Genomic DNA, 12,094 nt, shown 5'->3' with positions numbered 1-12,094 from the left:
TCGCGCTGGTGACGGGGGCCGCCGCGTCGGGGACGCTGTACGGGCGGGAGGCCGGGGCGGCCGAGGTGCGCCGGCGGCTGGCGTCGCTGGACCGGGTGTGGGTCGTCGCGGACCGCACACTGCTGGCCGGCCGCTGGGCGCCGCGCAACCCCGTCGAGCGGACGAAGGCCGCCGTGCTCCGGCAGGAGTTCGTCGGCCGCGAGGAAACCGTGCGCGGCGGGGTGACCGTACGGCTCTACGTCCGCCCGGTCAGCGGGCTCCCCGTGCTTCCGCCGCGGCCGCCGCGTCCAGAGCGGTGGTGAGCTGGTCCAGCCGGGCGCGCAGGTCGACGATCTCGGCGAGGTCGAAACCGGTCGCCGACATGATCCGGCGCGGCACCTCCAGGGCCCGCTCGCGCAGCGCCGCGCCCTCCCCGGTGAGCCGGACCAGGACCGAGCGCTCGTCCGCCGCGCTGCGCTCGCGGCGCACCAGACCGGCCCCCTCCAGCCGCTTGACCAGCGGGGACAGTGTTCCGGAGTCGAGGCGCAGCTGTTCGCCGAGCTTCTTGACCGGCAGGTCGCCCTGCTCCCACAGCACCAGCATCACCAGGTACTGCGGGTAGGTGAGCCCGAGATCCTTCAGGAGTACGCGGTACACGCCGTTGAAGGCGCGGGACGCCGCGTGCAGCGAGAAGCAGATCTGGCGGTCCAGGCGCAGCCACTCCGTGTCGTTCATGGCTCCAGGGTAGCTCTTGTCCCCCATTTAGTTGTGCGCAACTTAATTGTGTGCTCTACTTGTGGTCGCAACGAACCGCACACCCGAGAGGGATGGTCTTCATGGACGCGCTCTACACCGCCGTCGCCACCGCCACCCACGGCCGCGAGGGCCGTGCCGTCTCCTCCGACGGCAGGATCGACCTGGCCCTGGCCATGCCGGTGGAGCTGGGCGGCAACGGCCAGGGCACCAACCCGGAGCAGCTCTTCGCCGCCGGGTACGCCGCCTGCTTCGGCAGCGCCCTCGGGCTCGTCGGCCGCCAGGCCAAGGTCGACGTCAGCGAAGCCGCCGTGACCGCCGAGGTCGGCATAGGCAAGCAGGGCGAGGGCTTCGGGCTGAAGGTCACCCTGCGGATCGAGCTGCCCGACAGCGTGGACCAGGAGACCGGCCGCAAGCTGGTCGAGAGCGCCCACCAGGTCTGCCCGTACTCCAACGCCACCCGCGGCAACATCGACGTCGACCTGGTCGTCGAGTAACCGCCGCACGCTTCTCAGGGGGCCGGTCCCGCCCGGGACCGGCCCCCTCGCGCGTGCGCTACGCCGAGGCCAGCGCGTCCGGGGCCGCCGCCTGGCCCGGGATCCGCACCGGCTCCGGGGCGGGCATCGGCTCGCCCAGCAGCAGCGCCCGCACCACCCGTTCGGCGGCCCGCCCGTCGTCGTACTCGCAGAACCGGGCCCGGAAGTCCGCGCGCAGCCGCGTCGACTCCTCGTCCCGCCACGCGCCCGAGGCGAACAGCCAGGCCAGCTCCCGGTAGGAGGACGAGACATGGCCGGGCGGCTCGGCCGTGATGTCGAGATAGGCGCCCCGGCTCGCCGTGAACGCGGGCCAGTCGTCGGCGTGCACCACGATCGGCCGGTCCAGCAGGGCGTAGTCGAACATGACGGACGAGTAGTCCGTGACCAGCGCGTCCGCCGCGAGCAGCACGTCCGTCAGATGCGGCTCGTCGGTCGCGTCGACCACGATCCGGCGCCGGGCCAGCTCCGCCAGGCCCAGGCCCCGCGCGGGGCCGCCGGCCAGCGACGGATGCAGCCGGACCACCAGCGTGTGCCCCTCGCCGAGGTCGGCCGCGAACCGGGCCAGGTCGATCCGGTCCACGTGCCCGCCCCGGCGGTAGTCCCGGCGGGTCGGCGCGTACAGCACGACCGTGTGGTCCGCCGGGATGCCGTGCCGCTCCCGGAAGTCACCGGAGCCGCCGTTCACCAGCACGTCGTTGCGCGGGCTGCCGGTGCGCACCGAGGTGAAGTGGCACGGGTAGGCCCGCTCCCAGACCAGCTCCGAGTGGCGGTTGGCGACCAGGCTGTAGTCCCAGCGGTCGGCCCGGCGCAGCATCTGCGGCACGTCGAAGCCGAGCCGGGCGCCCGGCTTGTCCAGCAGATCGGCGCCCAGGTACTTCAGCGGGGTGCCCTGGTGGGTGTGGATGTGCACGCTGCCCGGGCGTTTGGCCAGCGAGCCGGGCCAGTTGACGTCGTTGACGAAGAACTTCGCCCGCGCGGTGACCTCCAGATAGCGCCGCGACCCGACGATCACGTGCTCCGTGCCCGGTGGCAGCTGCGCGGCCGTCTCCTGGTCCCGCACCACCCACACCCCGCGCATGTGCGGGGCGATCTCGCGGGCCGCGGCGTACACGGCCGCCGGGTCGCCGAGCAGGCCCCGGTGCGAGGACGCCGAGTACACCACGAGGTTCTCGTCCAGCGGCCGGTGGGCGTGCAGGGCGGTCCAGCCGGTGCGGGCCCGCGCGGCGGCGGCCCGGCGCGCCCGCTCCGCCCGCCGGGCCGCCTCCCGCCCGGCCCGCGCCGCCTGCCGCTTCAGCCGGTACCCGGTCCAGGAGCCGGTCAGCACGGCCACCTCGCCGTCCACCGGGGCGCCCTCCGGCCGGTGCCGGCGGAACATCTCCGCCGTACGCCGGAAGAACTCGGGCTTGTCGGCGGGCGGCAGCCGGTCCGGCTTGGCCAGGATGTCCAGGCAGTGCTCGCCCATCTTGCGGTGCAGGTACGGCCGCCAGGACGCCAGCTCCGGCCGCTCGGCCACGAAGGCGAAGACCCGCTCGTACTGGTCGTGGATGTCGAAGTGCTTGCGGCTGGTGGTGGACAGGATGTTGCCCTGCCGGCGCTGCCGGTAGTTCAGGCAGATCCGGTCCAGGGCGGCGATCCGGCGGGCGCTGAGCATCACCGGGAAGGTCCAGGGGGTGTCCTCGTAGTAGCCGGGCGGGAACGTGAAGCCGCCCCGGGTGACGAACTCCCGCCGGTAGACCTTGTTCCAGACCACCATCAGCAGGTCGAGGATCTGCGGGTACTCCGAGACGGCGAACGTGCCGGGGGCCTCCGCCAGGATGTGCGCGAGGACGTTGCGCCGGGTGCCGCCCCACCAGTAGGTGCGCGCGTAGTCGAAGACGAGCACGTCCGGGTCGGCGGCCTCGGCGAGCCGGTCGGCGATCGCCCGGAGCGCGCCCGGGGTGAGGGTGTCGTCGCTGTCCAGGAAGAAGAGGTAGTCGCCGGTGGCGTGCGGCAGGCCCGCGTTGCGGGCCCGGCCCAGACCCACGTTCTCCGGCAGGTGCAGCACCCGCACGCGCGGGTCCCGCTCGGCGTACTCGTCCAGGATCGCGCCGCAGCCGTCCGGGGAGCAGTCGTCCACGGCGATCAGCTCGAAGTCGCCGAAGGACTGCCCGAGCACCGAGTCCAGGCACTCGCGCAGAAAGCCCTGCACCTTGAAACAGGGCACGATCACACTGAAGCGGGGCACGGCGGGTCAGCTCCTCACGAGGGTCGCGGCGGCGGGGGCGGGAATGCGTTCCGCGAGCGGGATCACCGGCGGCACCGCCTCCGGCGGCTCGCCGAGCAGCACCCGCCGGACCACCCGCTCGGCGGCCCGCCCGTCGTCGAACTGGCAGAACCGCTCCCGGAACGCGGCCCGCAGCGCCCGGGCCCGCGGGCCCGCGTACGAGCCGTCGCGGAAGACGGCGGCCAGCTCCTGCGGGGTCCGGGCGACCAGCCCGGGCGGCTGGGCCGGCAGGTCGAAGTAGACGCCCCGGGTCTCCCGGTAGACGTCCCAGTCGTCGGCGTAGACGACGATCGGCCGGTCCAGGTTGGCGTAGTCGAACATGATGGACGAGTAGTCCGTGATCAGCGCGTCCGCGGCCAGGCACACGTCCTCGGCGGAGCGGTGCCCGGTGACGTCGATGATCCGGTCCGAGCCCAGGGAGCGGCCCCGGTCGTAGAAGTAGTGCGCGCGCAGCAGGACGACGACGTCCTCGCCGGCCGCCGCGCAGAACGCCTCCAGGTCCAGGCCGGTCTCGAAGCCGGTGTGGTGGTCGCGGTGGGTCGGCGCGTACAGCACGGCCGTCCGGCCCTCCGGGACGCCCAGCTCCCGCCGGACGCGGGCCACGTCCTCGGCGGTCGCCGTGTAGTAGACGTCGTTGCGCGGATAGCCGTACTCCAGGTGCTCGTAGGAGCCGGGGAAGGCGCGCTCCCACATCTGGGTGGAGTGCCGGTTGGACGACAGGTTGAAGTCCCAGCGGTCGACCCGGCCGAGCAGCTTGGTGAAGCTGCCGGACTGCGCGGCCACCACCGGGTACGTCGACTGGTCCACACCCATCGTCTTCAGCGGGGTGCCGTGCTGGGTCTGCACGTGCACACTGCCCGGCCGCTTGACGACGCCCTCGGCGAAGTTCGCGTTGTTGACCAGGTACTTCGCGCGGGCCAGCACCTCCCAGTAGCGGCGCGAGCCGATCACCGCGTACTCGACGCCCTCCGGTACGGCGTGCTCCTGGCCGGCCTCGACCAGGAACACCGAGCGGATGTGCGGGGCGAGTTCGCGGGCCTTGGCGTGGATCGCGGCCGGATTGCAGGCGTAGCCGCGGCCCCAGTAGGCGCAGTACACGGCGAGGCCGTCGTCCAGCGGGCGGCGCAGGGCACGGGCGTAGCGCAGCCGGGTGCGCAGCATGCGCGGGCGCGGCAGCCGTCCGACGGCGCCGCCGGCCGCCCGGTTGGCGCCGCGCAGGGCACGGAACGCGGTGTACGCGCCGGCCGCCAGAAGCCGGTGCTGCACCCCCAGGCTGCCGCCCGGCACCCGGTGGCCGGCCGGCCGGTGCCGCCGGTGCAGCCGGGCCGCGCGGCGGAAGAACGCCCGGTGCCCGGAGGGCAGCCGCTCCGGCCGGGACGCCGTCTTCAGCACCACGGCGAACAGCTGGTCGAACAGCGGACCGGTGCGCTCGGCCGGCAGCTCGCGCTCGGCCGCCCGCGTCAGCACCCGCTCCACCTGGTCCAGCAGGGTGTGCTGGTGCGGCCCCGGCAGATTGAGCCGGCTGCCCTGACGGCGCAGCCGGTGCCGTACGACGGGCCGGCGCAGCACCGCGATCCGCTCGGCCGCGACGGTCACCAGACCGCCCCAGCCGAGGTCCGTGAAGTGCCCGTCGGGGAAGGTGAGTTCGTGCTCGGTGAGGAAGGCGCGGCGGTAGACGGCGCTCCACGCGGGCAGCTGCACCCCGGTCAGGCCGGGCCGGTCGGCGGGGGCGAACGCGCCCTTCGGGGCCTTGGCCAGCAGGGGTGCCGCCGGGTTCGTCGGCTCGCCCTCCCACCAGGGGACGCGCTCGTGCTCGGCGTACAGCACGTCGGCGCCGGCGATCTCGGCCAGCCGGGCGTCCAGCGCCGCGAGCGCGCCCGGCAGCAGCAGGTCGTCGCCGTCCAGGAACAGCACATACGTGCCGGTCGCCGCCCGCATCCCGGCGTTGCGCGCCCCGCTCAGCCCGGCGGACGGCGGCGAGTGGACCGGGGTCACCCGGGAGTCCCGCTCGGCGTACCCGGCGGCGACGTCCCCCGCGTTCCCGGCCGCGCTCGCACAGGGGGGACCCCCGTCGGCCGGGGCGTCGGGGGCGTCGCAGACCGGGATCAGCTGGAGGTCGCCGAAGGACTGGCCGAGGACCGAGTCCAGCGCCTGGGACAGCCGGCCGGCGACCCCGTGGGACGGGACGATGATGCTGAAGCGGGGCATTCTGTTCTTTCTGTCGTCGTGCGGACGCGGCCGGGCCGTCCCGCCGGACGCCAGGTGGACGGCCGGCTCGGGGCGGGCCGCGTCGAGCCGAGGGGCATGGGAACTCCCGGTAGGACCAACGCCGTTCAGCTGCCGTCGGTGACGGGGCGGGGACCGGAAGGTTGCGGCACGGTGACCAGCTGGGGGCGCGCGCAGGCCGACGGGGCCGGGGTGCGGTCCGCGAGCGGTACCACCGGCGGCAGCTCCGTCTCGCCCAGCACCACCCGGCGTACCACCCGCTCGGCGGCCCGCCCGTCGTCCCACGGGCAGAACCGCTCCCGGAACGCGGCCCGCAGCTGCGCCGAGCGCGAGCCGCACCAGTGGCCGGTGGCGAAGATGTCGATCAGCTCGTCCTCGCTGCGCGCCACCGCGCCCGGCGGGAAGTCCCGCAGGTCGAAGTAGGCGCCGCGGGCCGCCTCGTACGCCGCCCAGTCCTCGGTGTGCACCACGATCGGCCGGTCCAGGCCCGCGTAGTCGAACATGACCGGCGCGTAGTCGGTGAGCAGCACGTCCGAGGCGAGACACAGGGCGGCCGGGTCCGGGTGACCGGAGACGTCGATGATCCGGGTGCCCCGGGCGGGGGCCGGGGTGCGGGCCAGGAGCACGAAGCGCGGGCCCAGGCGGCGCAGGATCCGCTCCAGGTCGAGCAGCGGGCGCTGGGTGCACCGGTGGTCGCGGCGGGCGGGCGCGTACAGGATCGCCACCGCGCCCTCCGGGACGCCCAGCGACGCGCGCAGCCGGGCCACGTCCGCCGCGGTCGCCCGCTGCAGGACGTCGTTGCGCGGCAGCCCGTACTCCAGCGTGGTGTACCGGCCCGGGTGGACCCGCTCCCAGGTCAGGGTGGCGTGCCGGTTGCCGGACAGCACGTAGTCCCACCGGTCGACGTCCCGCAGCAGCTCCGCGAAGTCCGTGTCCCGGGCCGCCGCGGGGCGCTCCAGCAGATCGAGGCCCGCGTGCCCCAGCGGGGTGCCCCGCTGGGTCTGCACGAAGACCTGCCCGGGCCGCTTGCGCAGCCGCCGCTCGAAGGCGGCGTCGGCGACCAGGTAGCGGGAGCGGGCCAGTGCCGTCCAGTAGGCGGCCGAGCCGGGCCGCAGCCGGCGCGGGCCCGGCGGCACCGCGTGCTCCTGGCCGGGCCGGGCGATCCACGCCGTGCTCAGCCGCGGCACGAGCGCCCGGAACGCCTCCTCCAGCGCCGCCGGATCACCGCGCCCCTCCTCGGCGGTGAACACCGCCCGGTCGGAGCGCAGCGGCAGCCGCAGCTGGATCCGGTAGTGCAGCCCCAGCGCGGCGGTGCGCACGGCGCGGACCAGCCACACCGCGGACTTCAGCGCCCGCCGGCGGACGGCCGCGGCCAGCTGGAGCGCCCGGAACGTGCGGTGCAGCCCGAAGCGGACCAGGGTGTGCCGCAGCCTGAGGCGCGCCCCCGGCACGCGGTAGCGGCGGTAGTGGGCGCGGGCCAGGCGCAGGAACTCGCCGTGGCTGCCGCGCGGCAGCCGGTCCCGCTTGGTGAACACCGTGGCGTAGTGGTCGACCATCCGCCGGAACAACTCCGGCCGCCAGCGCGCGAGTTCGGGCCGCTCCTCGACGTACGCGAACACCCGGTCGTACTGCTCGAACAGGTCGAAGTGCTTGCGGCTCGTGGTGCCGAGGATGCTGCCCCGCCGGCGCTGCCGGTAGTGCACGCACACCCGGTCCAGGGTGGCGAGCGACTCGGCGGTCAGCAGCACCGGGAAGGTCCAGGGGGTGTCCTCGTAGTAGCCCGGCGGGAAGCGGAAGCCGTGCCGGGCGACGAACTCCCGACGGTACGCCTTGTTCCAGGCCACCATCAGCACCCGCAGCAGCCCGGGCCGGTCCTCCAGCCGGAACGGCGCCGGGCCCTGCTCGGTCAGCTGCGCGGCGAGCTGGTTGCGCACCTCCCGGCCGTCCCAGTAGGTGCGCGCGTAGTCGAAGACCAGGACGTCCGGGTCGCCGGTCTCCTTCAGCCGGTCGGCGACGGCCCGCAGCGCGTCCGGGGTGAGCGTGTCGTCGCTGTCCAGGAAGACCAGGTAGTCGCCGCTCGCCTCGGCGATCCCCGCGTTCCGGGCGCCGCCCAGACCCCGGTTCTCGGCCAGGTGCACGGGCTTCACGCGCGCGTCGCGGGCCGCGTACTCGTCGATGAGCGCGCCGCAGGCATCGGGCGAGCAGTCGTCCACGGCGATCAGTTCCAGATCCGGGTACGACTGCGAGAGCACCGAGTCCAGGCACGCGGGGAGATACGCCTGGACCTTGTACGCGGGGACAATGACACTGAACCTGGGCAAGGGACATCCATGGGTCGGTCGGCGCGGGCGTTCTGCCCGGGAACGGCCGATGGAGTGACTTGGTTACGGCCCCTGCGGCATTCGGGCTACATCAGGTGAACGCGAAGGGGCGGGCCGTTGAAGGCCCGCCCCGCACAACACGTGCCCGTCCGCGGTCACTTGACCGCGCCGGCCATCACCCCGGACACGAACTGCTTCTGGAACGCGAAGAACACGGCCAGCGGGATCACCATGGAGATGAACGCGCCGGGCGCCAGTACGTCGATGTTGTTGCCGAACTGCCGTACCTGCGTCTGCAGCGCGACCGTGACCGGCTGGGTGCCCGACTTGGTGAACACCAGCGCCACCAGCATGTCGTTCCACACCCACAGGAACTGGAAGATGCCGAGGCTCGCGATGGCCGGCCCGCCGAGCGGCATCACCACGCGGGCGAACAGGCGGAGTTCACCGGCGCCGTCGAGCCGGGCCGCCTCCAGCAGCTCGCGCGGGATCTCCGCGAAGAAGTTCCGCAGCAGGAACACCGCGAACGGCAGTCCGAAGCCGGTGTGGAACAGGATCACCCCGAGGATCGACCCGAACAGCCCGATGTTGCCGAACAGTTCGGCGATCGGGATCAGCGCCACCTGTACGGGCACCACCAGCAGGCTCACCACGCCCAGGAACCACCAGTCCCGGCCGGGGAACTCCATCCACGCGAACGCGTACCCGGCCAGCGCCCCGATGACCACGACCAGGAGGGTCGCCGGGACCGTGATCAGCACCGTGTTCACCAGGGAGTCGGTGATGTCGGAGTTCTCCAGCAGCTTCCGGTAGCTGTCCACGGTGAGCTGGGACGGCTCGGTGAACACCGACCACCAGCCGCTCGCGCTCATGTCCTGCGGGGTGCGCAGCGAGGAGACGAGCAGTCCGATCGTCGGCACCAGCCAGAACAGGCCCACCAGGATCAGCACCACCCGGACCAGCCCGCCGCTCAGCCTCTCCGCGATCCGCGAGGCCACCGACCGCCCGGCCGGCACCGCCCCGGACGGACCGGTCTTCCCGACGCCTCCGACGGTCGCCGTCATCGCCGCACCTCCCGCCTGAGCCGACGGATGTTGAACAGCATCACCGGGATCACCAGCAGCAGCAGGAACACCGAGATCGCGCTCGCGATGCCCGGCTGGCCCTCCGCGAAGCCCTTGCGGTACAGCTCCAGCGCCAGCACGTTCGCGTCGTCCTGGGAGGAGCCCGGCGCGATGATGAACACCAGGTCGAACACCTTCAGCACGTTGATCATCAACGTGACGACGACGACCGCCAGCACCGGCGCCAGCAACGGCACGGTGACCTTGCGGAACACCTGCCACTCGGACGCGCCGTCCACCCGCGCCGCCTCCAGCAGCTCCCGGGGCACGCCCGCGAGCCCGGCCGCGATCAGCACCATCGCGAAGCCCGCCCACATCCACACGTACGCCCCGATGATCGACGGCGTCACGAGGGCCGGGCCGAGCCAGTCCACCCCGTTGTACGGCTCCCTGAAGTTGCTCGCGGGCAGCCGCAGACGGGCCCCGTCGGCCGCCGCGGGCAGGACGAAGGTGCCGTCGCCGGCGGCCTCGGCGGTGGCGACCACTGTGCCGTCCTTGACCGCCTCGATCCGCATCCCGGCGTAGCCCACCTCGGACGGATCCGGTGCGCCGAGCCTGCCGACGCCCTTGCCGCGGGTGAAGTCCTGCCAGGTGGTGCCGGTGACCTTGCCCGGCTCCGGCGCGGCGGCCACGGCCTTCTTCGCGTCGTCGGGCAGCTGGTCCGGGGCGACCCCCACCAGAGGCAGGGCGACCGGCTGTCCGGCGCGCACGGTGGTCCTGGTGATGAACCCGCCCCGGTCCGGCCGGAGGGGGGAGTCGCGGCCCGGATGCGCCTTCGGGAACGCCGACGCCTGCGCGAACGTGTCGTGCACGCCCACCCACACCGCGTTCGCCACGCCCTTGTCCGGGTCCTGGTCGTACACCAGCCGGAAGATGATCCCGGCGGCCAGCATCGAGATCGCCATCGGCATGAAGACGACCAGCTTGAACGCCGTTCCCCAGCGCACCCGTTCGGTCAGCACCGCGAAGACCAGACCGAGCGCGGTGGAGACCGTCGGCGCGAACACCACCCAGAGCACGTTGTTCTTCAGGGCGGTGCGGATGCCGTCGTCGGTGAAGAGGGCCCGGTAGTTGTCGAACCCGGCGAAGCCGTCGCCGGAGGCGTTGCCGAAGCTGCGGACGAGCGAGTACCCGATCGGGTAGACCACGAGCGCGCCGAGCAGCACCAGCGCGGGCAGCAGGAACAGCGCTGCCACGGCTCTCCGGGTGCCGGTCACGCTCTTGCGACTGCGGGGCGCGGCGGGGCCCGGTGGGGCCCCGGCCGCCGCTGCCGACGCCATCGCCGGATCAGCCCCCGTTCCCGTACGCCGCCGCCGCGTCCTTCTCCAGCTTCGCCTGCGCGCCCGCCACGTCGCCCGGGTTCTTCAGGAAGTCCTGGAGATCCTTCCACTCGCCCTTGCCGGGCGTCCCGCCGAAGGCCTGCGGGGCCTGGTCGGACATGTCGAAGCGGAAGTCGTCGCCGGACGCGATCAGCGCCTTGGCGATCTTCTGCTGCACCGCGTTCGGGTACGCCGAGATCGGCACGTTCTTGTTCGGCGACAGGTAACCGCCCAGCTTCGCCTGGATGGTGGCCGCGTCCGGGGAGGCGAGGAAGGTGGCCAGGGCCTGCGCCGCCTTCGAGTCCTTCAGGATCACCGCCGCGTCACCGCCGGAGACCACCGGCGCCTTCTCGCCGACCGCCGGGAACGGGAACACCTTCGCGTCCGTGCCCACCTTCGCCTCGGTCTCCCCGATGTTGACCTGCACGAAGTCGCCCTCGTACACCATCGCGGACTTCGGCTGGTCGCCGCCGGTGAAGGTCTGGGTGACCGACTCGGGGAACTCCGTCTGCAACGCGCCCTTCTGGCCGCCCGCGAGGTAGTCCTGCTTGCCCCAGATCTGGGCGAGCGTGGTCAGCGCCTGCTTCACCGACGGATCGGTCCACTTGATCTTGTGCTGGGCCAGCTGGTCGTACTTCTCCGGCCCCGCCTGGGACAGGTACACGTTCTCGAACCAGTCGGTCAGCGGCCAGCCGTCCGCGCCGGCCACGGAGAACGGCGTGACCCCGGAGTCGTACACCGCCTGCGCGGCGGTCAGCAGATCCTTCCAGGTCTTGGGTTCCTGGGCGCCCGCGTTCTCGAAGACCTCGGCGTTGTACCAGATCAGCGACTTGTTGGCGGCCTTGTAGTAGACGCCGTACTGCTTGCCGCCGACCTTGCCGATGTCCTGCCAGCCCTGCGCGTAGTTCTTCGCCAGCTCGGCCTGGACGGCGGCGTTCAGCGGCTTGGCCCAGCCCTTGTCCACCGCCTGCTTGATCGCGCCGGGCTGCGGCAGCAGCGCTATGTCCGGCGGCTGGCCGCCCGCGATCTTCGAACCGAGGAAGTTGATGATCGGGTCCTGCGCGGGTACGAAGGTGACCGTGGCGCCGGTCCGCTTCTCGAACTCGGCGAGGACCTTCTTGAAGTTGGCCTGCTCGGCGCCGGTCCAGACGGCGGCCACCTCCAGCTTGGCGCCGTCCAGCTTCGGCAGGGTCACCGTGGAAGCGGTGGCTCCGCTGCTCTTGTCCCCGTTGTCCTTCTTGTCGTCGTCGCTGCCGGAGCAGGCGGAGAGCGCGAGGGCTCCCGCGAGCAGTGCGGCGAGTGTGGTGACGGCCCTGTGTGTGCGGAACGTGCTGCTCCTGCTGTGCATCACTTCCCCGTTCGTCGTTCTCCGTTGAACGTGCTGAACGTCAGAACTCTGTCCCGTGCGGTCCGGTGTACGCCGGGCCGCTCCGGGCGGGCAAGAGCGCCTGCGGTGTCCACCGGCTCATCGTGACCGGCTCGTGACCAGGGGTGTATGCGTCCCGATTTTCCGACAGGGGGTGGGGCGGCCGGAGCCCCCCACGGGCCACAGGTTCACCTGGAGGGGGGACGG

8 protein-coding genes and 1 pseudogene are annotated in these 12,094 nt (G+C 72.9%); 2 read left to right on the top strand and 7 right to left on the bottom strand.

Translation table 11 applies throughout. From position 1 onward, the window contains the following. A pseudogene (locus tag CCN44_RS25800) lies at positions 1-302 on the top strand (glycosyltransferase family 39 protein); the annotation flags it as partial. Here CCN44_RS25800 and CCN44_RS25795 read toward each other — a convergent pair. Continuing rightward, entirely contained in the window at positions 250-741 is a 492-nt protein-coding gene (locus CCN44_RS25795) for a MarR family winged helix-turn-helix transcriptional regulator (protein ID WP_086699939.1), read from the bottom strand. The pseudogene CCN44_RS25800 and the gene CCN44_RS25795 overlap by 53 nt on opposite strands. Positions 742-815: 74 nt before the next feature. Between CCN44_RS25795 and CCN44_RS25790 the strand changes: the two genes are divergently transcribed. Continuing rightward, a complete protein-coding gene (locus CCN44_RS25790; protein WP_086699942.1) occupies positions 816-1,229 on the top strand; it encodes an organic hydroperoxide resistance protein in 414 nt (137 codons plus the stop codon). A gap of 58 nt (positions 1,230-1,287) precedes the next feature. On the opposite strand, the gene CCN44_RS25785 is transcribed toward CCN44_RS25790, so the two are convergent. The 6 genes from CCN44_RS25785 to CCN44_RS25760 form a co-directional block, all read right to left on the bottom strand. Then, entirely contained in the window at positions 1,288-3,492 is a 2,205-nt protein-coding gene (locus CCN44_RS25785; protein ID WP_086699935.1) for a bifunctional glycosyltransferase/CDP-glycerol:glycerophosphate glycerophosphotransferase, read from the bottom strand. A gap of 6 nt (positions 3,493-3,498) precedes the next feature. Then, positions 3,499-5,739 carry a bifunctional glycosyltransferase/CDP-glycerol:glycerophosphate glycerophosphotransferase gene (locus CCN44_RS25780; protein ID WP_086699932.1) on the bottom strand — a complete coding sequence of 747 codons (2,241 nt, stop codon included), beginning with the start codon at positions 5,737-5,739 and terminating at the stop codon, positions 3,499-3,501. A 125-nt stretch (positions 5,740-5,864) separates the two neighbouring features. Next, positions 5,865-8,078, bottom strand: a complete 2,214-nt coding sequence (locus CCN44_RS25775; RefSeq protein WP_086699929.1) for a bifunctional glycosyltransferase/CDP-glycerol:glycerophosphate glycerophosphotransferase — start codon at positions 8,076-8,078, stop codon at positions 5,865-5,867. A 155-nt stretch (positions 8,079-8,233) separates the two neighbouring features. Beyond that, positions 8,234-9,142 (bottom strand): carbohydrate ABC transporter permease, encoded by a 909-nt coding sequence (locus CCN44_RS25770; RefSeq protein WP_059249838.1) that lies wholly within the window; start codon positions 9,140-9,142, stop codon positions 8,234-8,236. Then, positions 9,139-10,419, bottom strand: a complete 1,281-nt coding sequence (locus tag CCN44_RS25765; RefSeq protein WP_086699927.1) for a carbohydrate ABC transporter permease — start codon at positions 10,417-10,419, stop codon at positions 9,139-9,141. The genes CCN44_RS25770 and CCN44_RS25765 overlap by 4 nt, the downstream gene beginning before the upstream one ends. A gap of 70 nt (positions 10,420-10,489) precedes the next feature. After that, entirely contained in the window at positions 10,490-11,869 is a 1,380-nt protein-coding gene (locus CCN44_RS25760; RefSeq protein ID WP_059249836.1) for an ABC transporter substrate-binding protein, read from the bottom strand. Between the last annotated feature and the right edge of the window lie 225 nt (positions 11,870-12,094).

The sequence above is a fragment of the Streptomyces tricolor genome (genome assembly GCF_002155905.1).
Classification (GTDB): domain Bacteria; phylum Actinomycetota; class Actinomycetes; order Streptomycetales; family Streptomycetaceae; genus Streptomyces; species Streptomyces tricolor.
Note: the sequence above shows the minus strand (reverse complement) of the source record. Positions and strands in the feature narration are given on the sequence as shown.

What these genes read in the sequence shown, in the direction of transcription:
- CCN44_RS25795 (WP_086699939.1), bottom strand. Translation starts at nt 741, where the DNA reads ATGGGGGACAAGAGCTACCCTGGAGCCATGAACGACACGGAGTGGCTG.
- CCN44_RS25790 (WP_086699942.1), top strand. Translation starts at nt 816, where the DNA reads ATGGACGCGCTCTACACCGCCGTCGCCACCGCCACCCACGGCCGCGAG.
- CCN44_RS25780 (WP_086699932.1), bottom strand. Translation starts at nt 5,739, where the DNA reads ATGCCCCGCTTCAGCATCATCGTCCCGTCCCACGGGGTCGCCGGCCGG.
- CCN44_RS25770 (WP_059249838.1), bottom strand. Translation starts at nt 9,142, where the DNA reads ATGACGGCGACCGTCGGAGGCGTCGGGAAGACCGGTCCGTCCGGGGCG.
- CCN44_RS25760 (WP_059249836.1), bottom strand. Translation starts at nt 11,869, where the DNA reads ATGCACAGCAGGAGCAGCACGTTCCGCACACACAGGGCCGTCACCACA.